We start from the raw sequence: 22,559 nt of genomic DNA, 5'->3' as shown, positions 1-22,559 counted from the left end.
TAATCCTATTTTCCCGTGCCCACGGGGTTTTTAACCCCCTGTGCAGCAATTATGCAGCAGTTTTTTCAGACCGGTTTTCAGCTTGCAGTTCGTCCCGCAATACCTGTGTCGCCTTCACCATCACAGCCAAAGCCGCCTCGGTTTCTTCCCAGCCACGTGTTTTCAGGCCGCAATCGGGGTTCACCCACAGGTTTTCGGGTGGAATAACCTGCGCGGCTTTGCGGATCAGGCGAACAATTTCATCCTGGCCCGGTACGCGGGGCGAGTGAATGTCGTAGACACCCGGACCAATTTCATTGGGGTAATGGAATTCACCAAATCCACGCAACAGTTCCATGTCAGAACGGCTGGTTTCAATGGTAATCACATCGGCATCCATGGCCGCAATGGCGGGCAGAATATCGTTGAATTCGGAATAACACATGTGCGTATGAATTTGCGTGTCATTTCGAACGGGGCTGGCTGAAATGCGGAAGGCTTTGCTGGCCCAGTTCAAATACTCGTCCCAGCGTGCTTTGCGCAAAGGCAAACCTTCGCGGTAGGCCGGCTCGTCAATTTGAATCATGCCAATGCCCGCTGCTTCAAGTTCGGCCACTTCATCGCGTATGGCCAGTGCAATTTGCAGAGCGGTGGTGGCGCGGGCCTGGTCGTTGCGCACGAAGCTCCACTGCAAAATGGTAACCGGGCCTGTGAGCATACCTTTTACAGGTTTTTCACTCAGGCTTTGGGCAAAGCGGGCGACATCCACTGTCATTGCTTTGGGGCGAGATACATCACCAAACAGAATTGGCGGCTTTACGCAACGTGAACCATAGCTTTGTACCCAACCGTTGGCTGAGAAAGTAAAGCCTTCCAGTTGCTCGCCAAAATATTCCACCATGTCATTGCGCTCGGCTTCACCATGTACGAGTACGTCCAACCCAATCCGTTCTTGAAACTCGATCGCTTGGCGAATTTCCTGGCTAATGTGCTGCCAATAGGTGGTTTCGTCAATTTCGTTTTTCTTGAACCGTGCGCGCAAGTTACGAATATTTTTGGTTTGTGGAAACGAACCTATTGTGGTGGTCGGGAAGGCAGGCAGCTTAAAACGCTCGCGCTGCACTTGCTGGCGAATGGCAAATTCGCTGCCACGTTGGTCAGCTGTTGGGGCCAGTGCTGCAAGGCGGGCCTTGACTTCTGCATTGTTCAACAGCGGGCTTTGCGTGCGCTGTTTTACTGTGGTTTGGTGCTCATTCCACAAAGTGGCCAAAGCACCTGTCAGTGTTTTGCCTTGTAGTTGTGTTTTGGCGGCCTGCTTCAGAAGTTCAAGTTCTTCGAGCTTTTCAATCGCGCCGGCCAGCCAGGGCAATACCTGCGGATTCACGGTGGTGTCGTTGTTGAACCGGTAGGGCACATGCAACAGCGAACAACTGGGTGCGAGCCATACCTCACCTTTGCCAGCATCAAAAGTTTTGCTTATTTTGTTGAGTGCGGCTTCCAGGTCAGTTTTCCAAATATTGCGTCCGTCGATCAAACCCAAGGACAGCACCTTGTAATTGGGTAGCCAGTCCAGTACCAAGGGCAAGTCTTCTTCGGCACGCACGCAGTCAATGTGCAAACCATCCACAGGCAGTTTGCACACAGGGCTGGTGTGCCCCTGCGTGGTTGAAAAGTAAGTGGCCAGCAAAATTTTTATGCTGCTGCTTTTCAGTTGCAGGTAGCTGCGCTCGAAGGCCGCCAGGTAATTGCCGGGCAAATCCAGTCCCAATACAGGTTCATCCAGTTGCACCCATTCAATTCCATGTGCTTTAAGTTCAGCCAGAATTTGTCCGTACACAGGCAGCAGTTTTTCAAGTAGATCGAACTGCTCAAAACCAGTCTGTTTGCTTTTGCCCTGATACAGAAAAGTGAGTGGACCGATCAGGCTGACCTTGATGGGATGATTCAAGGTTTTGGCTTGTTCAATTTGCTCTACAAGGCTTGCTGTATGCGCTTTGAACACCGTGCTTGAAGTGAACTCTGGCACCATGTAGTGGTAGTTTGTGTCGAACCATTTGGTCATTTCCAGTGCCCAGGTTTCGTGAACATGGGCGCAGCTGTGGTTCTCGGTTGATTTTCCACGAACCATGGTGAAGTAGCGTTGCAGCTTCGATTGTTCAGCCTTGAACTCAAACCGTGCGGGCTCGCAACCCAGCAATTGAATGTGGTCTGCCATTTGATCGTAAAAAGCAAAGTCGCCTACAGTGATGAAATCAAGCCCGGAATCAATTTGTGCTTGCCAGTGTTTCAGGCGCAATTCGTGCGCGGTGGCGCGCAGTTCTTCCTCCGTGGTTTCGCCGCGCCAGTGGCTTTCTAGCGCAAATTTCAATTCACGGTTTTCACCGATTCTGGGAAAACCCAGGGTGTGCGTTTTAATCATGGAGTTTCTTCTTGTGTGGCAATTAAAACATCATGATCGGCATAAACAGAGTATTATTCAAACGAATAATATTATCGAAAATAGTGAATATAATTCATGTCAAAAAGTATTCTGGAATTGCGCCACCTGCGTACCCTACAGGCCATTGAACAAACCGGCAGCCTTAGCCGTGCGGCCGATGTGCTGTGCATTACCCAAAGTGCGGTGTCGCATCAAGTCAAGGCGCTGGAAGACTGGTTCGGCGAAGAACTGGTGTACAAGCAAGGCGGCCAAAGCCGATTCAGTGTTGTTGGGCAACGACTATTGCAGCTTGCAGGCCAGGTGCTGGGGCAGGTTGACCAGGCCGAACTGGATATTCTACAAATGAAGCAGGGGGCAGGCGGCCCACTGCGTGTGGCCGTTGAATGCCACACCTGCTTTGACTGGCTGATGCCATCAATGGACGTGTACCGTAACCGGTGGCCAGAAGTGGAACTGGACATTGTTTCCGGTTTTCATGCCGACCCGGTGGGGCTGCTGCACAAGGGCGATGCGGAACTGGCAATTGTGTCCGAGCTTTGCGAGGAAGAGGGCATTGTTTCCTTCCCGCTATTCCGGTTTGAAATGGTTGGCCTGGTGCCTGTGGATTCAAAGCTGGCCAAACGTGCTTATTTAAAGCCCACTGATTTCGCTGGTGAAACCTTGTTAACCTACCCGGTACCCGACGACATGCTGGACGTGATCAAGCATTTTTTGATGCCCGCGGGTGTGCAGGTGAAACGCCGCAGCAGTGAACTGACCGTGGCGCTGTTGCAATTGGTGGCCAGCAAACGCGGGCTTTCAGCCTTGCCAGCCTGGGCGGTGAAAGGCTACGTGGACCGCGGTTATGTGGCCCAGGTGCCTTTGGGTAGAAAGGGTTTGATGTCAACCTTGTACGCAGCTTTGCCCAAAGCGATTGCCGGTAAGCACTACACCGCTGATTTTGTGGCGGTGATGCGTGAAGTGTGCGCCCGTGAACTCGATGGAATTGAGTTGTTGGGTGATGACTAGAAAACTTATTCCACAAATACGTTGCAATATTCAAGGGTATATTTTCCGTTGGCCGACCTGTTGATGTAGTGCCTAGTGTCAATCTTTAGGAACACTGGAGTTGTGTCTTCAATATTGTTTGTTCTTAGTCGCTCCAGTAATTCCCATCGAGATTTTTGAACTTGGTTAGTTTCGTTTTTTATTGGTTCGATGCCTTTGAACCGGAGCTGAATTGTTTGTTTGCAATTGGGTGCTTTGATTGGAAAAAGGTTTTTATCGATCAGTATTTCAAACTGCGACCAGTTTCTGACAAAAGACTCAAAAGTGGTGTGGGCATCTTGATTGACCTTCAGGCCGTTCGTTTCAGAAATATAAATTGTAGGGCCCTCGATAAACTGAATTTGCTCGGCCGAAAGTGAAGGTATCTGTGTGCTACCTAATATTGTGAGAGCTACGAATTTATTTAACATCACAAACCAGCTCCCCCACCGTTTGATTCCACACCTCAACATATTTGTCGGGGAATCCTTTGCCTAAAATCGTGTTGTAGTATTTTTTCCAGTAATTGGCCATGCCTACAATGTCTCCCGTGGCAGGGATTGCTTCTTTCACTCGGGCGTAATGTATGCGTGCCATGGCTGTTGCATACAGATCGTTGTTAATAAGCTCCTCTTCCGAGTTGGCTTTGTGGCTTGTTTTGAATTGCAACACCTTGTCGGCAAGAGGTTTACGATAGCTGAGATAATTGTTCCAAATGTCGTCATGCGTTGCCATTTCCATTTGATACAAGCCGCGGGCCGGTCCATTTCCCATCTGTTTTCGCCAGGTTAATCGGCTTTCAACCAATGCTGTTCCAAGTAATAGTTCAGAGATATTTTCGCCTCCCATATTCATTGTTTTGAGCGTGGGAATGATGATATCTCGATGAAAATAATGACAAATGGCTTTGGTTGGCATGTTGGCTCCATGAAATCAAGAGCAAAAGCGTAAGCCAGCGACCATGGGAGTTCAAATTCAGTGATTTCTATTCACTCATTGTGATTAGCCCGCTTACCAGCCCGCCAACTGAACGTATACCGGTATACCCACTAAAATATTTAACGGAAAGGTAATGCCCAGCGAAAGCCCCACATAAAGGCTGGGGTTTGCCTCGGGGATCGCATAACTCACCACCGCAGGAACAGCAATATAAGAAGCACTGGCGGCCAGCACCATCAGCAAAGCCGTGTCGCCCACACTGGCGCCTGTGGCCTTGGCCAAAAGCCAGGCCAGGGTGGCGTGTGCAATGGGTGCGATCACTGCGTAAGCAATCATCCAGCGCGAGACCGATTTTAATTTTGGAAGGTGTTTGGCTGTGGTCAAACCCATGTCGAGCAGGAAGAAAGCCAGCATTCCTTTGAACAAGTCGCCAGTGAAGGGTTGCATGGCCTGTTTGCCCTCAGCGCCACTCATGTAGCCAATCAGCATGGCACCTAACAATAACAGTTGTGCACCTTCGGTGAACGATTCTTGTAGCAAGTGGGCAAAGCCTTTTCCGGGCACCGCGTTTGGATTGACGCCTTGGCCCTGTTTGCGCGCCATGTTGGCAAACAGCACTGCCAGAATAATGGCGGGCGATTCCATCAAAGCCATGGCGGCAGCCATGTGCCCACCGTAGGCAATGTCAGATTTTTCCAGAAACTGCACAGCGGTAATGAAAGTAACTGCGCTGACCGAGCCATAGGTGGCTGCAATCGCGGCTGCATCAAAAGCGGAAATGCAGCGCTTCAAGATTGGGTAGCTGATCAAAGGCACCAGAACAGCCAGTACAACAGCACTTCCCAAACCACCCAGCACTTGCGTATTGAATCCCGAGTCATGCAGGGCAAAGCCGCCTTTCAGGCCAAGGGCCATCAGCAGGTACAGGGAAAGGAACCGACTGACCTGTGCCGGAATTTCAAGATTGGACTTGACTAGTCCGCTGAAGATACCCAGGAGGAAGAACAGAATGGCGGGGTCGGTGAAGTTATTCATGATGCACGGGATGTTGAAAGTGCGCCCATGCTATTCACAATGAACAATCATGTAAAATCAGAAAAAAAGAAAATATCATCATCAAAAGGTTATGTAATAGCGAGGCTTTTAAGCATGAACCTGACCCTCAGGCAACTTCACCTGTTCACAGCGTTGGCCCGATTTAAAAGCATCACGGCGGTTGCGCGGCATTTTCATGTCACCCAACCCACGGTGTCCATGCAAATGAAGGAGCTGGCCGAATCGGTGGGTTTGCCTTTGTACGAGGTCATCGGCAAAGCGGTCTACCTGACACCCGCCGGCCTTGAGCTGGAAACAACAGCGCGCGCCATGCTGGCTGAACTTGAAGGCTTTCAGCAGCGTATTGATGACATCAAAGGCTTCAGGCGCGGCAAGCTCACCGTGGCTGTAGTGAGCACGGCTGAGTACTTTGTGCCGCGCTTGCTGGGCGACTTTTGTGCAAAGTACCCAGAGGTGGAAATTGCCCTGGAGGTGTTGAACCGCAATGGCGTTATTCAGAGGCTTGAGCACAATCTGGATGATCTCTACATCATGTCCAAACCGCCCGCCAATCTCGACGTGGAGGCCCGGGCTTTCATGACCAATTCTTTGCAGGTGGTTGCACCCGCTGAGCACCCCTTAACCCAGCGCAAGCGTATCAAGCACACCGAATTGGCGCGCTCCCCGTTTATTTTGCGGGAAAGGGGTTCAGGAACCCGCCTGGCGTGCGATTCTCATTTTGAAAGCCTGGGTTTCGAGCCCACGGTGCGGCTCGAACTGGGCAGCAATGAGGCCATAAAACAGGCTGTGCAAGGCGGTATGGGTTTGGCAGTTTTGTCAGAACACGCTTTAAATGCTGGTTCGGCGACCGATGGCCTTCAAATATTGAATGTGCAAAGTTTTCCCATTCACGCGAACTGGTACACGGTGCGGCCCAACGGCAAGCGACCTTCGCCGGTGGCTGCCGATTTCTGGCGTTATTTAAATGTAGATTTAAAGAAAGGGCGTTGAAATTCTTATCAAAAATTAAAAACGAACGTTCGTTCGAATTCATCCTCCACCGTGCAGGTCTTTTCTGCGTTAACCTTCCGGGTAATGGAGTATTTATTTCATAAAAACAGCAGTTTTGGAGACTTTTCAATGAATCTGAATAACTTGGTGGCAGTGGTAACCGGTGGTGCGTCTGGCTTGGGTTTGTCAACAGTCGAACAATTCGTGGCTGCCGGTGCGAAAGTGGCCGTGTTCGACATGAACGAAGAGGCGGGTAAGGCCGCGCAAGCCGCACACCCCGGCAAAGTGATTTTTCAGAAAGTGAACGTTGCCGATGCGGGTTCAGCCCGTGCGGGTATTGATGCAACCATGGCTGCGTTTGGCGCCATTCACATCGCAGTGAATTGTGCAGGCGTGGGCACCGCTGGTAAAACGCTGGACCGCGACAGCAAGGCACTGCCTTTGGAAGCTTTCGCAAAAACCATCAACATCAACCTGATTGGTACCTTCAACATTGCAAGCCTGGCCGCTGAAGCCATGGCCAAGAACGCACCCGATGAAGACGGCCAGCGCGGCGTCATTATCAACACGGCGTCTGTTGCTGCATTTGACGGCCAAACCGGCCAAGCGGCCTACTCAGCCAGCAAGGGTGGTGTGGTTGGCATGACCTTGCCCATGGCCCGCGATTTGGGCCGTTACGGCATTCGTGTCATGACGATTGCCCCAGGCATTTTCGATACACCGATGATGCAGGGCGTTTCCGAAGAATACCGTCAACCGCTGATTGCCATGGTTCAAAATCCCAAGCGTTTTGGCGCTCCTGCCGAATACGGCCGCCTTTGCGTCAGCATTGTAGAAAACAATTACCTGAACGGTGAAACCATCCGCATTGATGGCAGCATCCGCATGCAGGCGAAGTAATAGAAGCATCTGAAAAAGGGAATCATCATGGGTACAGCAGACCAATTCAAAATGGCTGAAAATGAAGACATCACCTTGTTTCGGGACATGCTGTTGCGCTGTCTTGAAAAAGAAGTGATTCCGCATTACGACCAGTGGGAGAAAGAGGGCTGGATGCCCAAGGAAACCTGGCTGATGCTGGGTGCCGCCGGCATGTTGGGCCCTGACATGCCCGAAGAATTTGGCGCAGCCGGTGCACCATTCGAAGTAGCCCTGATGATTCTTGAAGAAACCTGCCGTTTGAATTTGCATTCACTGAGCACGGCGCTGAACGTGCACGCCAACATTGTGATGCCTTACATCAACAACCTGGGTACGGCTGAGCAGAAGGCGCAGTGGTTGCCCCGCATGGTCACAGGCGAAATCGTCGGTTCAATCGGCATGACTGAACCCGGCGCTGGCAGCGACTTGGCTGGCATGCGAACCAATGCTGTTCGCGATTGCGACGAGTGGGTGATCAATGGCTCAAAAACTTTCATTACGAATGGTTTGCATTGTGGCCTGATCGTATTGGCCGCAAAAACAGACACCAGCAAAGGTGCCAAGGGCATCAGTCTGTTTTTGGTGGACAGCAGCTTGCCTGGCTTCAAGAAAGGCAAGGGCATCAAGAAAATGGGTCAACATTCCAACGACACGGCGGAGCTGTTTTTTGACAATCTGCGTGTGCCTGCCAACGCCTTGCTGGGCGAAGAAAACAAGGGCTTCATTTACTTGATGCAGGAATTGCCACGCGAGCGTCTTGGCTTGGGTTCACAAGCGGTGGGTGCCTGTGAAGGTGCCATGGCCATTACTGCGGACTATGTGACCCAGCGCAAGGCGTTTGGCAGCACCATTGCCCAGTTTCAAAATACCCGATTCAAAATGGCGGAACTGCGCGCGCAACTTGAACTGACCAAAGCGTACTTGAAGCAGTGTGAAGCGCGGTTCAAATTGGGTGCGATGACCACTGAAGAAGCCTCTATTTTGAAATTGATGTCCACTGAGTTGCAGGTGAAATTGACGCACGAATGCCTGCAGCTGTTTGGCGGCTATGGCTACACCGAGGAATATCCAATTTCGCGATTCTTCACCGATGCACGGGTGCAAACCATTTATGCGGGCACGTCGGAAATCATGAAGGAAGTGATTGCGAGAGGCGAACTCGGTCGATAAATCGACGGTGGCCAATTCATCGCCAACTCGACGGGGTTGCCTGATTCCTCACTGAAAACCGCTTAGTCCCTTTTTGAATTAATTCTTGCTCACAGACCTCGGCAAAAAACATGGCCGAGGTCTGTGTCGGCTTGCAGCCGAACGCAGCGAACGAATTCAAATGGGGCGGTTTTCTCTATGTTCGGAACAGGCTAACCCACTGCCGAGTTGGCTAATTCACCGACGTTAGCGAACACACTCCGGCCAATCAGCGCGCTAGTGTGCAATTGGTCACCTGTGATGTTCACGCTCAATCAGCAGCGATGTCCCAATCGCTTCGCCTTCAAGAAAACCTGCCCGTTTGAATTCATCCGCCACGGTCGGCCAATGGCCGGCACCGAGACTCGGCCCGCTTTTTTGCCGAGCGAGGTGAGTCAGGGTGAATTTCAATAAGGGGTCAACAGGTTTTCTGGCGAATGATTGGGATTCGCGCTGGTTGAGAAGACAATTGCGATGATTCGACACAAAACCGCAACATCACACTGGCATAAAGGGAAGTTAGTACTTTTTCAACACTTCCTTGTATCGCCTAAATGAAAAAAATCTTCGAGACTTTGCACGAACAGCGCTGGGACGACCACCGCTATTATCACCACAGCCGTATCAATCAAAGCCTGCACTTGCTCAGCGCGCTGTCTTTCCTGTTTGGCTACGTATTGTTGTTTATCGATCCAGTATCCGCAGCCTTGGTGGCATGGTTGGTGGCCATGACAAGTCGCCAAATCGGTCATTTCTTTTTCGAGCCCAAAACCTACGATTATGTGAACGATGCCACGCACGATCACAAAGAAGACATCAAAGTGGGCTACAACCTGCGCCGCAAAGTTATCTTGCTGAGCATTTGGGGTGCCTTGCCGATTTTGATCTGGTTTAGCCCGTCTACCTTCGGATTGTCTCCCACTGGTGCAGACATGACCAGCTTTGTGCGCAGTGTGGGTGAATCGTGGTTGTGGCTGGGCTTGGGTGGTTTGGTGTTTAGAACCATTCACCTGTTCTTCATTCGTGACATCGAAACAGGTTTGGTTTGGGCCCTGAAAATTATCACCGACCCATTCCATGACGTGAAGATTTATTACAAGTCGCCGTTCTATCTGCTCAAAGGTCAGCTGATTGATCCCATGGACGATGTCAAGGCACGCCAGGTTTCTTTTAGTACCCGCCGCTGAATCTTCTTGTTGCTGTTGCAGGCCTCGCTGGTGTCCCACCATCCGTCGGCCTGCATGCAACGGGCTGCTTGAATAAAGCGGTCACAAAATACATCAAAGTCTGCATCGGTGTAGTTGTGGCTGAAAATCATTCGCCCCGACCCAACCCAACTCAGCATCACGCCAGCTTGCAACAGGTAAAACTGAAACATCCAGTTAAAGCGCGACGGCGTGTTGTACAGAATGGTGAAAATTGAAGTCATGTTTTGCACTTCAACCGGCAACTCCAGCTCAGTCAGCCGTTTGTTCAAAGCTGCGCGTCGAGTGTTCCAGGTCGTGTCTACGTTTTGATACATCCGTTCTATTTCAACACCGTCAATGTGCCTTAGAAACAGGTTCATGGTTTGCATCACGTAAGGGTGTGAATTGAATGTACCCCGTGCAAAGCAGATGTCTGCTGGTTTGTTGTTGCGGTAGCGCTTCATCAACTGGGCTTTGCCGCACAAAACGCCCACAGGCAATCCGCCGCCTAGTGTTTTGCCATAGGTCACCATGTCGGCACGCACCCCAAAATAATCTTGTGCGCCACCTTTGGCCAGGCGGAAACCCAAAAAAACCTCATCAAGAATCAACACAATGCCATTCTCTGTACACACCTGTCGAAGCTGTTTTAACCATTGGGTATAAGCCTCTTTGTCGTATCCCGCTTTACGGCCACTGCTGATCAAGGCTGAATCACCGGGTGCATTTGTGTTGGGGTGTAAGGCCTGCAATGGGTTTACCAATACGCAGGCAATGTCTTTTCGGGTGGCCAGTACATGCAGTGTGCGTTGGCTCATTTCTTGTAGCGTCAACGTTCTATCTGCGCTTACAGGGTTGCCCACGCCGGGTTGTACATCGCCCCACCAGCCATGGTAGGCACCCGCAAAACGTACTATGCGTTGGCGACCGGTGTGGTATTGCGCAAGGCGCACGGCCTGCATCACTGCTTCGGTTCCGCTCATGTGGTATGAAATTTCATCCTGACCGGCCAGGGCTAAAATTCTGCGCGTGTTGTCCAGCACCACCGGGTGATAGGGGCCAAGCACTGGCCCCAATGGGTCCATGTCGATGGCCGCCTGGCGGATAAAACTTTTGTAAGTGTCGTAGCCAAGCAGGTTGGTGCCATAGGCACCGGTCACGTCGATGTACGCATTGCCATCGATGTCCCACAGATGAACTCCCTCCGATTTGCTCAGAAAAAGTGCAGGCAACAAATTCTCGTTGACCATATTTCTGAATTGGAAGGGAACGCGGTATTTGTGAGTAAACTGTGCATCGGAAATGCTGCTGATCGCCTGTTCCAGCAAACGTTTTCCCTGTGGCGCGCGCCCCAACAGGTCTTGGGACAAATTCTGGAAACCTTTGCGGCGCTTCTCAACGAGCGCATCATTGGCACCGTCACAGTTGAAAAACGAATCACCTTCCAGGTTGTAATGCGGTATCAGTCTCGATACGCGCTTGGCCATTCGCACATGGCCGCTTAAGCCGGGGTGTTTTGCACGCGACAATTGAAGTCGGCGGTGCGCTTTGAATACAAGGTAGGCACTGGCGCTGGCGCCAATCAGTAAAGTCAAGCTGTCAAGGTTCATACACATTTCTGTCAAATACAACAGGTAAGGTTGTACGCCATCTCGGTGACAGGCTGATTAAATTGCAAAAAAACACACAGGCACATTCTGCGCATCAGGCGTCCCGCATTCAGTTGCAGGAAAGTGCCAACTTCATGCTGACCAATCGAATCCCTCGTTTGTTCAGTTCCTGGTTGATGGGCAAGGTGAGCAAAATTAAACACCCGTGGTTTGCCCAGCCAGCCTTGTGGTTGTGGCGCCAATTTGCCGATTTAAACCTGCACGAGGCGCAAAAGCAGCAATTCAATTCCATTCACGATTGTTTTACCCGTGCATTGAAGCCGGGTATGCGGCCCGTGGCTACCAGTGCCTTGGGCACCAGCCCTTGCGATGGAATTCTGGGCGCCCATGGCCTGGTGGAGGACGGCAGCCTGCTTCAGGTGAAAGGCTTTCCGTACGCCATCGAAGAATTGCTGGTAGACCCAGTACAGGCCATGAAGTTTCATGGGCATCGATACCTCACCATCCGGATTACAGCCAGCATGTACCACCGAATGCATTCGCCAATTGATGGGGTGGTGGAGCAGGTGGATTACATTCACGGCGACACCTGGAACGTGAACCCGGTGGCACTGAAGCGGGTAGAAAAACTGTTTTGTAAAAACGAACGTGCGGTGTTAAGCGGTAAAACCGCGCAAGGTGAACCATTCGCCATTGTGCCGGTGGCGGCAATTCTGGTGGCGGGCATTCGTTTGCATTGCACTGGCCGTGTATTCAATCAAACCGACCGCGGGCCTCAACGTGTTCGCACTCACGCACCCATTCACAAGGGAGAAGAACTGGGGTGGTTTGAGCACGGTTCTACGATTGTGTTGTTGGTGCCACCACACTGGAATCTTGTCGAGGGCTTAAGTGAAGGAAGCCGATTGTTCATGGGGCAAGCCCTGTTTGAATAATTCGGTTATTCTTGCGCCCTATGGACATATTGATCAGCGAAGAAAAGGGCGTTCGCCAACTTCATTTTGGCAGTGACTGGGTGCAAGGGGCCATGCGCATTGCAAGGCCCTATGCGCTCGAGCTTGAATACACGCGTGAAATGATGGCTCCATTGCTATTCAATCCCGATTCAAGCTGGCCACGTACGGCCTTGTTCATCGGCCTTGGAGTGGGGGCTTTGCCCAAGTTTTTACACAAGCACAGGCCCGCTTGCAAAATTACAGTGGTGGAAATATCGCCTGCCGTGGTTGCCGCTGCGCAAATGCATTTCAAGCTGCCGCCGTTTTCCCCAAACTTTCAGATCGAAGTGAATTGCGGCGCCGACTACATGGCCAATGCAGTAAGCCGCAATTCCCGGCAATTCGACTTGATCATGGTGGATGGTTTCGATGGCAAGGCCAAAGTGGGCCCCTTGAATTCCACAGCGTTTTACCTGAACTGCAAGGCCTTGTTGAGTGAGCAGGGGTACTTGGTCGCCAATCTTTTAAGCAACCAAAAAGATTCCACCCAAAGCAAGCAGCGCTTGCTGGATGCCTTCGATGGGCATGCGATGGCTTTGGCACCTTGCGCCAGTGGCAATGTGATCGCCGTGGCCCATGCTGGCGCTGGTTTTTCCTCAAACCTGGCTGACTTGTATGCCAATTGCCAACGCCTAAAAGATGAAACTGCCCTAAATTTGTCTAATACAGTGGCCAAACTCATCGAGGCTTGTCCCAAAGTTTAAATTGCATGCCTAAAATAGGACACAAATTAAACTTACAGAGACATCGCAGCCATGCAAAAAGATCAACAATCCATCTGGTTTTCCAAGCCCAATCTGGAAAACATGAATGCCATGTGTAAAAACACGGCCTGTGAGGCTTTGGGCATTGAAATTACTGAAGTAGGGCCCGACTACATTCGCGGTACCATGCCCGCAGACACCCGCACATTCCAGCCCTTTGGCCTGGTTCACGGCGGAGCAAATGTGCTGTTGGCTGAAACCCTGGGCAGTATCGGCGCCAATTTGCTGGTCGATAACAGTCAATTTTATTGCGTAGGGCAAGAAGTCAACGCCAACCATTTGCGCGGCGTTAGAAGCGGCAAAGTAACAGGTACCGCCAAACTGTGGCATGCCGGCAAAAGTTCTCAAGTGTGGAATATTGAGCTGCATGATGACAGCGGAAAGCTCAGCTGTATTTCCCGACTCACCATGGCCGTTGTGCCTGTTCCCGGTTCAAAATAATTCATGTCCAAAGTTACTGTGAAACAAGATAAAAATGTTCTCGGTGGGCCCTTGCTCGCCTGCTCCTATGCGCCTCTCACCGGCTTTATGCGGGATGGTTGTTGCAGCACCGGGCCCAACGATTCAGGTCGCCATGTGGTGTGTGCCAAAGTCACTCAAGAGTTTCTGGAGTTCCAGTTGCGCATGGGCAACGATCTCATTAGCCCCATGCCCCAGTATCGATTTGCGGGCTTAAAGCCTGGCGATCGCTGGTGCGTGTGTGCCAGCCGTTGGCTGGAGGCCTATGAGGCCGATGTTGCACCACCTGTTTACCTGGAAGGCACCAACCAAACAGCCTTGGAAATAATTCCCCTGGAAACCCTGCTTGAACATTCGATTGTTTAAAGGATCTCATGGTTAAAAAACTTGCCTCGCAGTGGCTGTCTGCGGCCCGCATAAGCCCCACGGCCTTGTACACGGGGCAGGTTTGGCAAACCACAGGTCGATCTATTCCTGAATTGAAATCCATGCCTGCCAGCGCGCTGCACTTGGCGCTGGCTCCTTCCATGTTTGTGTCCAGAAGTTTCGGTGGCCCAACACTCGAAGATTTTTTGTTGGCCCGGCACGATCTGATCGATCACCACCTGACTGAACTGATTGAGTCAGGCAAAGTCACTCAAATTATTGAAATCGCAGCAGGTTTGTCGCCACGCGGAAGTCGTTTTGTTGAACGTTACGGCGACAAAATTACCTACATTGAAGCTGACCTGCCGGGCATGGTCGCTCAGAAGAAAAAATTACTGGCCACGCGCCTAAGGGCCTGCCCGAATCACCACATCAAAGTTGTCGATGCTTTTGCAGAACAGGGTGCACACAGCCTGGATGGTTTGGCCATGCAGTTGGATACCAGCCAAGGCTTGGCGGTGGTGACTGAAGGACTGCTGAATTATTTTGACAAAGACTCCGTACTGAACCTGTGGGCCAGAATTTCTTCAACTTTGGCGCAGTTTCAGCAGGGGGCTTATCTTTCCGACATTCATTTGCAGGCCCAAAACTCAGACCCTTTGGCACAAGCTTTCGTTGCAGGCCTTGGTATTTTTGTTCGGGGCAAAGTGCACCTGCATTTTGAAACAGCAGGTCATTTGCAATTGGCCATGGAGGAACTGGGTATGGCTTGCCAAGTGCTTAAGCCCAGCGACTTTGCAGCGCAAATACCCGCGTGTTCGGGCAAAGGTGCAGACTTTTGCCGCATCCTGTTTGCACGCCCCGCCAGTGCGGTAAAGTAGACTGACAAGAAAAAGCAGAACCACCAGCAGGAGACAACATGCGATTTGAATTATTGCGAGGCGTAGTGGCCTCGGCAATGTGGTTTGCCCTGAGCGGCACCGTTGCCATCGCCCAAACCGGTTCAGTGAACGCCTTGGGCGCTGAAATAGCCGGCAATGCGGCCGGTACCATTCCTGAGTGGACTGGCGGGCTTACCAAAGCGCCAGCCGGGTTTGATCCCAAGAAGGGCTACGTTGACCCATTTGCAGGTGAAAAACCATTGTTCGTGGTGAACCAAAGTAATTTGGCTCAACATGAGAAATTTTTGCCTGCCGGGCAAATTGCACTGATTAAACGCTACCCAAACTACAGCATTCCCGTTTATAAAACGCATCGCACTTCGGCTTTTTCCTCCGAGATGATGACGAGCATCAGCACGGAGGCTGGCAAAGCCAAGCTGGCGCATGGTGGCCTGGCCGTTGAAGGCATTCAATCCACCAGTGTGCCTTTCCCTCAGCCAAAAAATGGCCTTGAGGCGGTCTGGAACACTTTGCTTCGTCGCCCAGCACAAACTTTAAGGTCTCACACCGCAGGGTTTGTGGCAGGCAATGGCAGCAAGCCGATTACATTTGCCAGCAGCCAAACCATTGCGTGGGCGCCAGCGATCGGCAAGGCAGGCAGCACGCTGTTGTTTGCACTGATCGGCGAATCTACCAAGCCTTCAGCACAATCAGGCGAAGCGTTGTTGGTGCTCGATACCCTCAATTTTAAAGAAGATGCCCGCAATGCCTGGATCGTGAATTCAGGCCAGCGGCGTGTATTGCGCGCACCTGAACTGGTGCATGCCGCCCCGGCCGGAAACACCGATGCTTTGCGCACTGTCGACGATATATACGGATTCAACGGTTCGCCAGAGCGTTTTGAGTGGAAGTTGCAGGGCAAGCGCGAGATGTACATTCCTTATAACAATTACAAACTGAGCGACAAAAGCCTGAAGTACGACAACATGATCAACGATGCTTTTTTGAAGCCAGAGTTGACCCGGTTTGAACTGCACAGGGTGTGGGTGATTGAAGGCACATTGAAGCAGGGCGCAGAACATATCTACTCCAAGCGCACCATGTATGTGGATGAAGACAGCTGGTATGTAGCCTTGATGGACCAGTACGACACCAAGGGTGAACTGTGGCGCGTCAAAATGTTGTATTTGATGCAGGCCTACGATGCGCCCGGCTTGTATACCTCTGGGGAAGTGCAACATGACTTGAATGCACGCAAATCGGTATTCAGTGCATTCCAGAATGAAGAACCTGCCACAGAGTTCAACGTGCCAGTAAAAGCCGGCGAATTTACGCCCGCTGCACTGCGTAAATTGATGCGCTAACTTTGTGTGAAACTGCACTGGCAATTTAGAGTGCTTTTTCATCAGTACTGGGCGACCAACCACTACAATGTCGCCCAACTTACTTTGTATTCGCAAGGACCTTTCGCAGCATGGCTGAGCAGGACAAACCGGACAACGCAGAAGCCCATGCCAAGGCTGATGCCGATGGCAGCACCATGGACCGCATTAAAACCGGCGCCTTTGAACGCAACGTAGCCTTGACACGGATGGGTGTAGGTGCCGGTGCAAAAATTGCAGGCCACACGGTGCGCAATTTCTTTCGCCGTGGCGAATCCAAAGACGAAGCCAATCGAAATTTTTACCGCGCCCAAGCCAAAGAACTGGCCGATGAACTGGGTCGTTTGAAAGGCAGCGTCATGAAGGCCGGGCAGATGCTCTCGCTGTATGGGCAATATTTTTTGCCTGAAGAGGCTGTGGAGGTCTTGGCCACACTTCAAGACAACACTCCCGCAGTTAGTTGGTCGTTTGTTGAACCGCAATTGATTGACGCGCTCGGTGAAAGAACAATTGCAAAGCTCGACATTCAGCGAAAGCCAATTGCTGCTGCATCCTTGGGGCAGGCTCACCTGGCCACCCTCAAAGCCACTGGTGAGCAGGTTGTGGTCAAGATTCAGTACCCGGGTGTGGCCAACGCCATTGACACTGACATACGCACCTTGTCGCGCTTGATTTCCGCGACTCGCCTGGCTCCCAAAGCGCTTGATTTGACCGATGTGTTCAATGAACTGCGCGATATGCTTGTGCGTGAATGCGATTATGTCCAGGAGCGGGAATTCACCGAGACGTTTTACGACAGGCTGGCTGATAACCCACGTTTTATTGTGCCCAAGGTGTACCCCGAATTTTGTGCCCAACGTGTGCTGACAACACGCTATGAGCCTGGGTATTCCGTTTCTTCCAAAGAAGTTCAGGCCTTGTCGCAAAGCCGCAGAAATGCTTTGGCTCAAAGCTTTGCCGAACTGTTTGTCACCGAGTTTTTTGAATGGAATCTGGTTCAGACCGATCCTCATTTCGGAAATTACCGGGTTCGTATTGATCCCGATGGTGAGAACGATCAGATCGTAACGCTCGACTTTGGTGCAACCCGTCCTTTCGACAAATCTTTTGTTGAAAGCTATGGGCGCATTGTTCGGGGATCCCTTCAAGCCGACAGGCAAGAAGTGGCCCGGGGTGTTCTGGACATTGGATTGATGGATGCCAGTACCCCCCAGTCTTTTCTGGAAGGGTTTGGCGATTTGACCGAACTGATAGTAGAGCCGTTTCGCAAACCATTTGACCCCATGGTGCCCGATCGGCTTTATACACCGGGCGGTGCTTACCGATTTGGCGACACCGATTTGCCAGCCAGGGTTGGTCAAACTGCAGCCTTGAAAATGATGTCCAAGCATTTCAAGATACCCCCTCAGGAGATCATTTTTTTGCACCGCCGTATCGGTGGGGTGCTGGTTACCCTGAAAACCCTGCGAGCTGAACTGCGCCTGCATGCGTTGCTGAAACCTTATTTGGATTTGAATTAAGTTCGAATCAAGCCAGTTTTCTTTGTCCGGAATTGTCAACTGAAACTCTGTTTTGAAACAAAAACAGCAGGAACCTTTGCGTCTTAGAGCGCTCTAAATGTGCGTTAATGGTTATCGCACTGCATATTGATTATCTTTATTGAGCATATAGAGTAATTTGCATTGCTCTACCCATCGGCTTGTGATCAAATGATTAAAGTTGTCCTAGACAAAAAGGCGAACAGGATGTCAACAGCGCAAGACTCAATCGGTGTGGTGGTACTGGAACCCAACAAACAGTTGTTGGACAAAATTTGTGTGTTCGCCCAAAAAGTATGGGGTCAACACGAGGTTTTACCCCGTCAAACCGGCAAAGAACTTGCGTTGGCCGCTGAGAATCTAGGTGTGGGAGTTGTGGTTGTTCGTGCCAGCTTTCAACGGTCAAGTGCCCTGATTCAAAACACTTTGCTCGACATGTATGCGGCAGGCACACAAATCCTGATTATTCAGGACACTCCATTCAGAGTATCCGAGGCAACATGGGCTTCCTTTGCTGGGCTTCACTTTTTGTCCGACAAGGCCACAGACGATCAACTGAATGATTTGCTCACAATGACCTTGGTTCGACACTGCATGCCCCAGTTCAACAAATTGATTTGACCTAGACAGACAATCTAAGTCATTCACAATTATCTGCCACTGTCAGCGTAAATTTATAGTGTCCCCATGCCCCAGCAGCTCAAAGTTGCTGGGCGCCACATTGTGCTTTTCCAGTGCAAGTTTCAAATCTCCAATAGGTTGATCAAGCGGTTCATCGGTCAGCTCAAAAGTACCCCAGTGAATGCCCATGGACTTGGTAGACCGCACATCTTTGTGAATTTGCACGGCCTCATCCGGGTTAATGTGCTGGGCTTTCATAAACCAGCGAGGTTCGTAAGCGCCCACTGCAATTGCGCTGAAGTCAAATGGACCCAAGCGTTTCCCAATTTCTTCGAAGTCTTTGCTGTAGCCTGTGTCGCCAGAGAAATAGAAGTTCAGCTTGGGGTTTTTCATCGTCCAGCCGCCCCACAGTGATTTGTTCCGGTCTGTCAGCGTGCGCGCAGACCAGTGATACGCGGGTACGAAGGTAATCTGGTTTTCTCCAATGGTGTGAGTTTCCCACCAGTCCATTTCCCTGACTTTTTCAACACCCCAGCTTTTCAAAAGCGACTCAAGACCAAGCGGTACAAGAAAGAGGGCATCAGGCTGCTGCTTGGCCAGTTTGACCACGGTGTTGTGATCCAGGTGGTCGTAATGGCTGTGGCTTATCACCACCACATCAATCTTCGGCAGGTTTTCAACACGGCTTGGCGATTGGACCTTGCGGGATGGACCCGCCCATTGCACCGGAAAGGCGCGAACTGAAAAGTGAGGATCGGTCAGCATGGTGAAACCATTTGCGCGAACCATGACGGTGGCATGCCCAAGCCAGGTGGCTGTGGTTTCCGAGTACTCGGAAAGCTGGCTTTTGTCGAATGCCTTTTGGGGGAAATCAGCGTAGCTGGCTAAGAATTTACCTGGAGGAGGGGGCAAATCTTTTCCGAATCGTTCGCGGTACCAACGAAGCAGGTCAGACATTGGTTTTGAAACAATCGTGCCATCGGAATTCACAAAGCCATCTGGCCTGTGGTGAGGCTTGCTAGAATCGAAATATGGATTCGATGCTGCACAACCCTGAATCAAAACACCTGCGATGACACTAAACACACCAGCTACGACATACTTCATGGTTCAACAAGGATGAATTAGAGTTCCTTCCACTGTGTCGCCAAATAAACAGCAACAGGCAAGCCGAAGTAGAGCAAACAAAGTACTCTGAAATGGTCCATTGATTCTACCGCAGTGCTGCTGTTTGTGTTTAATTCGAGGCCACCCAGTTGTCCAGGGTTGCCGGCCAAGGCCAGCTCAAGGGTGCTGCTGGTTTCAAACAAGGGCGCAATAAATGCAGGCTCGAGAACAAAAGCGCAACCCAACACCCACAGAACGAAAAACACAGTGAATCGCTTGATACTCATCTTGATTACTCCTTTGACTATTTTTTTGTCGCCCTGAAAACAACTGTACAATAAACACTGTAACTGTGTACAGTATTTTTTAATTTCTATGGTTTTTTGTAGTCTTGTGGGGCGCGCTCAAACAAACTCTGGCTGTTACAATCCAGACACACTGTTTTATCCACACAGAGAGGCACTTTATGCAGTCCCAACGAATCTCGATCAACGCCAAAGACGGCGGCAAGTTTGGCGCTTATTTGTCCCTTCCTCCCACAGGCAAGGGTCCAGGTATTGTGTTGATTCAGGAAATTTTTGGTGTGAACCAGCATATTCGCGAGGTAGCAGACCAGTACGCCAGCGACGGTTTTGTGGTGCTTGCTCCCGATGTGTTTTGGCGTCAGGAACCGGGTGTTGACATTGCTTATGATGATGCCGGTTTTAAAAAAGGATTCGCGCTGATGCAGGGAATGGATTTTCCCAAAGCGGTTCAAGATTTGTGTTCCGCTACCGAGGCACTGAAGGCTCGTCCCGAAGTGAGTGGAAAAGTGGCCAGTCTGGGTTTTTGCATGGGTGGTATGTTGTCTTATCTGGTGGGTTCTACGCCGGGTGCCGTGGACGCAAGCATCTGCTACTACGGCGGCGGAATTCACACCGCGCTTGATCGTGCGCCCCAAGTCAAAGTTCCGATGTTGATGCATTTTGCCGAGAAAGACGGCTTTATACCTCTGGAAGCTGTGTCTCAAATCAAAGCAGCCTTTGAATCCAATCACAACGTTGAAATTCACACCTATCCAAATGTGGACCATGGCTTTAATTGTTGGGGGCGCCCAATGTATCAGCAGAAGGCCGCAGCATTGGCCAGGGGTCGCTCGCTGGAGTTTTTGTCCCGAACCATCTCGGCCTGAGTCATTTTTAAAGGCTACTTTCTTGAAAGCACCTTCTGCCAGCGCCGCTTCCCTGAGCAAGATAGTCTCAAAGGCAATTGACGATTCATGGCGCAATCATCCTTTGCTGTGTTTACTCTTTGCCGTGGGTGTTCTTGCCTCAATTGTGTTTTGGACGCAGTTGGGTGAATTGGCCTGGTTTGGGCAGCTTTTGTTGTTGTTAGTGGTTGTCGTGGTTTCCTATGTCGCGGGCAGGGTACTGACCCGCGCATGGATGAGTTTTCAGCTCAAGGAAAGTTTGTTGAACCTGGGCAGTCAGGACGCCGCGCCCGATTACCTGGCGGGAAAAGATTTTTTCGAAACTCTGGTTAACACGGTACACAGGTTGAATCAGCAACAGCATATGCTGCTGGCTGGTTTTGAAGAAGAAAAACGCCGTCTGCTCAGTGTCGAGAACTGCCTGAACGGTTTTGTAGTCGAGTTCAGCGTGACCGAGCAAGGGCGCGTGCGGGTCGAGAATGTCGACAATTCGATTGAACGTTTTTTCTCGCTGACCCGGGCTGAATTCATTGCCGATTGGACTCTTGTTCTCAAGCATATAGATTCAAAGTATCACGCTGCGATACGTACCGTGTTGTCGCGTCCAGAGGCTTTTCCAAATCGGGAGTCGCTGGTTTTTTCAACCGCTCGGCGTAGTGGGGTAGAGCCACAATATTTCCAGTTGACACTGCAGCGCGAAGCAAAGGCGCCGGGAGTCAGCATGTATGCGGTTTGCCTTGATGTCAGCGATTTGGTGCTGGCCAAAGAGCAGGCCGAGAGCGCCGATCGCGCCAAGTCGGAATTTTTGGCGACCATTAGCCATGAATTACGTACACCATTGAATGCCATTATCGGTTTTTCGAAGTTGCTTGAGGAGCAGCTGGATGACCCAGAGTTGCGGGGTGATGTTCGTAATATTTCCAGCTCTGCAACCAGCCTGCATTTGATTTTGAGTGATGTGCTGGAGTATTCGCGAATTCAGGCCAATGGATTGAAGCTAGATCCTTCGCCATTTGATCTGGATGCCATGGTGCGTCAGGTGTATTCACTCAACCGCAATTTGGCCCTTAAGAAAAATATCGAGTTTTCTTTGGTGAATGAGTCTGAGGGCCCTTGCTTTGTGCACGGCGACGCAAACCGGCTAAGGCAGGTGGTTCAAAACCTGGTTTCCAATGCTTTGAAGTTCACCGACACCGGTTATGTGAGAATGCGTTTAATGACCTCGCAACCCACGCAAGGGCGAACAGAGGTTTTCATTGAAGTGGCTGACAGCGGTATAGGAATCAGTCAGCCAGCCTTGCAAAAACTGTTTCAGCGATTTAGCCAGGCCAGCCGTGAAATTAACCGCCAATATGGTGGCACCGGCTTGGGCTTGGCGATTTGCAAGGGGCTTGTCGAGCTGATGGGTGGGCGTATTGATGTGAGTTCTGAACCAGGTGTGGGCTCGGTGTTTACCGTCAGTTTGAATTTGCCGCTGGCCTCTGCCCAAGGCCAGGCCAAGTCGAGTAAGGCGGTTGAGTCGCCCTCAAGGGCGCTGAGTATTCTGGTGGTAGATGATCATCCCATGAACATCAAGTTGCTGGACCGCTACCTTGGAAAAAGAGGGCACCAGGTGGTGCAAGCCACAGGTGGTTTGCCGGCCGTGGAACTGTGCGAGAAACAGTGTTTTGACCTGGTGTTGATGGACATTGACATGCCCGATCTCGACGGGCATGAAGCCACGAAAGTGATCCGGGGATCCGAGAACGCAGCCTCAAAACACAGCTTTATTTGTGCCTTGTCGGGCTTGTCGGATGACAAAAGCATTGCCATGTCGACACAGGCCGGTATGAATTTGCACATGACCAAACCTGTTTCTTTCGAGAAGCTGGACAAATTGATTGAAGAGATTGCCCAGAAAACAGCTTGAATACCGCTTGGA

The 22,559-nt window shown here is 51.0% G+C and carries 21 protein-coding genes; 15 read left to right on the top strand and 6 right to left on the bottom strand.

Annotated elements, in window-relative coordinates:
* Positions 1-49: 49 nt before the first annotated feature.
* The gene (metE, locus tag HKT17_RS08385) at positions 50-2,398 is read right to left on the bottom strand and encodes a 5-methyltetrahydropteroyltriglutamate--homocysteine S-methyltransferase (protein WP_171099262.1); all 2,349 of its coding nucleotides are present in this window, start codon (positions 2,396-2,398) and stop codon (positions 50-52) included.
* Between the two features lie 96 nt (positions 2,399-2,494).
* Here metE and HKT17_RS08380 point away from each other — a divergent pair, with 96 nt between their 5' ends.
* Positions 2,495-3,427 carry a LysR family transcriptional regulator gene (locus HKT17_RS08380; RefSeq protein ID WP_171099260.1) on the top strand — a complete coding sequence of 311 codons (933 nt, stop codon included), beginning with the start codon at positions 2,495-2,497 and terminating at the stop codon, positions 3,425-3,427.
* Between the two features lie 438 nt (positions 3,428-3,865).
* Here HKT17_RS08380 and HKT17_RS08375 read toward each other — a convergent pair whose 3' ends face one another.
* Both HKT17_RS08375 and HKT17_RS08370 read right to left on the bottom strand, forming a co-directional pair.
* Entirely contained in the window at positions 3,866-4,363 is a 498-nt protein-coding gene (locus tag HKT17_RS08375) for a hypothetical protein (protein WP_008250898.1), read from the bottom strand.
* Positions 4,364-4,456: 93 nt separating this feature from the next.
* Positions 4,457-5,419 carry a sodium-dependent bicarbonate transport family permease gene (locus tag HKT17_RS08370; RefSeq protein WP_171099258.1) on the bottom strand — a complete coding sequence of 321 codons (963 nt, stop codon included), beginning with the start codon at positions 5,417-5,419 and terminating at the stop codon, positions 4,457-4,459.
* 114 nt (positions 5,420-5,533) lie between these two features.
* Here HKT17_RS08370 and HKT17_RS08365 point away from each other — a divergent pair, with 114 nt between their 5' ends.
* From HKT17_RS08365 to HKT17_RS08350, 4 genes are all read left to right on the top strand, one after another.
* The gene (locus HKT17_RS08365) at positions 5,534-6,430 is read left to right on the top strand and encodes a LysR family transcriptional regulator (RefSeq protein WP_171099256.1); all 897 of its coding nucleotides are present in this window, start codon (positions 5,534-5,536) and stop codon (positions 6,428-6,430) included.
* 129 nt (positions 6,431-6,559) lie between these two features.
* The gene (locus HKT17_RS08360; RefSeq protein ID WP_040513195.1) at positions 6,560-7,330 is read left to right on the top strand and encodes an SDR family NAD(P)-dependent oxidoreductase; all 771 of its coding nucleotides are present in this window, start codon (positions 6,560-6,562) and stop codon (positions 7,328-7,330) included.
* A gap of 27 nt (positions 7,331-7,357) precedes the next feature.
* A complete protein-coding gene (locus HKT17_RS08355; RefSeq protein WP_171099254.1) occupies positions 7,358-8,521 on the top strand; it encodes an acyl-CoA dehydrogenase family protein in 1,164 nt (387 codons plus the stop codon).
* A 572-nt stretch (positions 8,522-9,093) separates the two neighbouring features.
* Positions 9,094-9,726 (top strand): hypothetical protein, encoded by a 633-nt coding sequence (locus tag HKT17_RS08350; RefSeq protein ID WP_171099252.1) that lies wholly within the window; start codon positions 9,094-9,096, stop codon positions 9,724-9,726.
* Here HKT17_RS08350 and HKT17_RS08345 read toward each other — a convergent pair.
* Entirely contained in the window at positions 9,663-11,336 is a 1,674-nt protein-coding gene (locus tag HKT17_RS08345; RefSeq protein ID WP_171099250.1) for an aminotransferase class III-fold pyridoxal phosphate-dependent enzyme, read from the bottom strand. The two genes, HKT17_RS08350 and HKT17_RS08345, sit on opposite strands and share 64 nt — an antisense overlap.
* Before the next feature lie 62 nt (positions 11,337-11,398).
* Between HKT17_RS08345 and asd the strand changes: the two genes are divergently transcribed.
* From asd to HKT17_RS08305, 8 genes are all read left to right on the top strand, one after another.
* Positions 11,399-12,271, top strand: a complete 873-nt coding sequence (asd, locus tag HKT17_RS08340; RefSeq protein WP_240965746.1) for an archaetidylserine decarboxylase — start codon at positions 11,399-11,401, stop codon at positions 12,269-12,271.
* 20 nt (positions 12,272-12,291) lie between these two features.
* Complete coding sequence (locus HKT17_RS08335; RefSeq protein WP_171099248.1) at positions 12,292-13,035, top strand: fused MFS/spermidine synthase; 744 nt, start codon at positions 12,292-12,294, stop codon at positions 13,033-13,035.
* A gap of 51 nt (positions 13,036-13,086) precedes the next feature.
* Positions 13,087-13,536: a hotdog fold thioesterase gene (locus HKT17_RS08330; protein WP_171099245.1), complete on the top strand. Its 450-nt coding sequence runs from the start codon at positions 13,087-13,089 to the stop codon at positions 13,534-13,536.
* 3 nt (positions 13,537-13,539) lie between these two features.
* On the top strand, positions 13,540-13,920 hold the full coding sequence (locus tag HKT17_RS08325; protein ID WP_171099242.1) for a DUF2237 family protein: 381 nt from the start codon (positions 13,540-13,542) through the stop codon (positions 13,918-13,920).
* Between the two features lie 8 nt (positions 13,921-13,928).
* Positions 13,929-14,801: a class I SAM-dependent methyltransferase gene (locus tag HKT17_RS08320; protein WP_171099240.1), complete on the top strand. Its 873-nt coding sequence runs from the start codon at positions 13,929-13,931 to the stop codon at positions 14,799-14,801.
* A 38-nt stretch (positions 14,802-14,839) separates the two neighbouring features.
* Positions 14,840-16,165: a DUF1329 domain-containing protein gene (locus HKT17_RS08315; protein WP_171099238.1), complete on the top strand. Its 1,326-nt coding sequence runs from the start codon at positions 14,840-14,842 to the stop codon at positions 16,163-16,165.
* Positions 16,166-16,275: 110 nt separating this feature from the next.
* Positions 16,276-17,703 carry an ABC1 kinase family protein gene (locus HKT17_RS08310; RefSeq protein WP_171099236.1) on the top strand — a complete coding sequence of 476 codons (1,428 nt, stop codon included), beginning with the start codon at positions 16,276-16,278 and terminating at the stop codon, positions 17,701-17,703.
* Between the two features lie 225 nt (positions 17,704-17,928).
* A complete protein-coding gene (locus HKT17_RS08305; protein WP_171099234.1) occupies positions 17,929-18,342 on the top strand; it encodes a hypothetical protein in 414 nt (137 codons plus the stop codon).
* Positions 18,343-18,384: 42 nt separating this feature from the next.
* On the opposite strand, the gene HKT17_RS08300 is transcribed toward HKT17_RS08305, so the two are convergent.
* Together HKT17_RS08300 and HKT17_RS08295 are read right to left on the bottom strand one after the other, a co-directional pair.
* Positions 18,385-19,449 (bottom strand): MBL fold metallo-hydrolase, encoded by a 1,065-nt coding sequence (locus tag HKT17_RS08300; protein ID WP_171099232.1) that lies wholly within the window; start codon positions 19,447-19,449, stop codon positions 18,385-18,387.
* Between the two features lie 17 nt (positions 19,450-19,466).
* Positions 19,467-19,736 carry a hypothetical protein gene (locus tag HKT17_RS08295; protein ID WP_171099230.1) on the bottom strand — a complete coding sequence of 90 codons (270 nt, stop codon included), beginning with the start codon at positions 19,734-19,736 and terminating at the stop codon, positions 19,467-19,469.
* Between the two features lie 179 nt (positions 19,737-19,915).
* Here HKT17_RS08295 and HKT17_RS08290 point away from each other — a divergent pair, with 179 nt between their 5' ends.
* Both HKT17_RS08290 and HKT17_RS08285 read left to right on the top strand, forming a co-directional pair.
* Positions 19,916-20,620, top strand: a complete 705-nt coding sequence (locus HKT17_RS08290) for a dienelactone hydrolase family protein (protein ID WP_171099228.1) — start codon at positions 19,916-19,918, stop codon at positions 20,618-20,620.
* Positions 20,621-20,642: 22 nt separating this feature from the next.
* On the top strand, positions 20,643-22,547 hold the full coding sequence (locus HKT17_RS08285) for a hybrid sensor histidine kinase/response regulator (protein WP_171099226.1): 1,905 nt from the start codon (positions 20,643-20,645) through the stop codon (positions 22,545-22,547).
* The last annotated feature ends 12 nt before the right edge of the window (positions 22,548-22,559 follow it).

The sequence above is a fragment of the Limnobacter sp. SAORIC-580 genome (assembly GCF_013004065.1).
GTDB classification, from domain to species: Bacteria; Pseudomonadota; Gammaproteobacteria; order Burkholderiales; family Burkholderiaceae_B; genus Limnobacter; species Limnobacter profundi.
This window is presented reverse-complemented; position numbering and strand designations above follow the sequence as displayed.

What these genes read in the sequence shown, in the direction of transcription:
- metE (WP_171099262.1), bottom strand. Translation starts at nt 2,398, where the DNA reads ATGATTAAAACGCACACCCTGGGTTTTCCCAGAATCGGTGAAAACCGT.
- HKT17_RS08330 (WP_171099245.1), top strand. Translation starts at nt 13,087, where the DNA reads ATGCAAAAAGATCAACAATCCATCTGGTTTTCCAAGCCCAATCTGGAA.
- HKT17_RS08315 (WP_171099238.1), top strand. Translation starts at nt 14,840, where the DNA reads ATGCGATTTGAATTATTGCGAGGCGTAGTGGCCTCGGCAATGTGGTTT.
- HKT17_RS08310 (WP_171099236.1), top strand. Translation starts at nt 16,276, where the DNA reads ATGGCTGAGCAGGACAAACCGGACAACGCAGAAGCCCATGCCAAGGCT.
- HKT17_RS08360 (WP_040513195.1), top strand. Translation starts at nt 6,560, where the DNA reads ATGAATCTGAATAACTTGGTGGCAGTGGTAACCGGTGGTGCGTCTGGC.
- HKT17_RS08335 (WP_171099248.1), top strand. Translation starts at nt 12,292, where the DNA reads ATGGACATATTGATCAGCGAAGAAAAGGGCGTTCGCCAACTTCATTTT.
- HKT17_RS08295 (WP_171099230.1), bottom strand. Translation starts at nt 19,736, where the DNA reads ATGAGTATCAAGCGATTCACTGTGTTTTTCGTTCTGTGGGTGTTGGGT.
- HKT17_RS08370 (WP_171099258.1), bottom strand. Translation starts at nt 5,419, where the DNA reads ATGAATAACTTCACCGACCCCGCCATTCTGTTCTTCCTCCTGGGTATC.
- HKT17_RS08375 (WP_008250898.1), bottom strand. Translation starts at nt 4,363, where the DNA reads ATGCCAACCAAAGCCATTTGTCATTATTTTCATCGAGATATCATCATT.
- HKT17_RS08300 (WP_171099232.1), bottom strand. Translation starts at nt 19,449, where the DNA reads ATGAAGTATGTCGTAGCTGGTGTGTTTAGTGTCATCGCAGGTGTTTTG.
- HKT17_RS08325 (WP_171099242.1), top strand. Translation starts at nt 13,540, where the DNA reads ATGTCCAAAGTTACTGTGAAACAAGATAAAAATGTTCTCGGTGGGCCC.
- HKT17_RS08350 (WP_171099252.1), top strand. Translation starts at nt 9,094, where the DNA reads ATGAAAAAAATCTTCGAGACTTTGCACGAACAGCGCTGGGACGACCAC.
- HKT17_RS08290 (WP_171099228.1), top strand. Translation starts at nt 19,916, where the DNA reads ATGCAGTCCCAACGAATCTCGATCAACGCCAAAGACGGCGGCAAGTTT.
- HKT17_RS08355 (WP_171099254.1), top strand. Translation starts at nt 7,358, where the DNA reads ATGGGTACAGCAGACCAATTCAAAATGGCTGAAAATGAAGACATCACC.
- HKT17_RS08380 (WP_171099260.1), top strand. Translation starts at nt 2,495, where the DNA reads ATGTCAAAAAGTATTCTGGAATTGCGCCACCTGCGTACCCTACAGGCC.
- HKT17_RS08305 (WP_171099234.1), top strand. Translation starts at nt 17,929, where the DNA reads ATGTCAACAGCGCAAGACTCAATCGGTGTGGTGGTACTGGAACCCAAC.
- HKT17_RS08320 (WP_171099240.1), top strand. Translation starts at nt 13,929, where the DNA reads ATGGTTAAAAAACTTGCCTCGCAGTGGCTGTCTGCGGCCCGCATAAGC.
- HKT17_RS08345 (WP_171099250.1), bottom strand. Translation starts at nt 11,336, where the DNA reads ATGAACCTTGACAGCTTGACTTTACTGATTGGCGCCAGCGCCAGTGCC.
- HKT17_RS08365 (WP_171099256.1), top strand. Translation starts at nt 5,534, where the DNA reads ATGAACCTGACCCTCAGGCAACTTCACCTGTTCACAGCGTTGGCCCGA.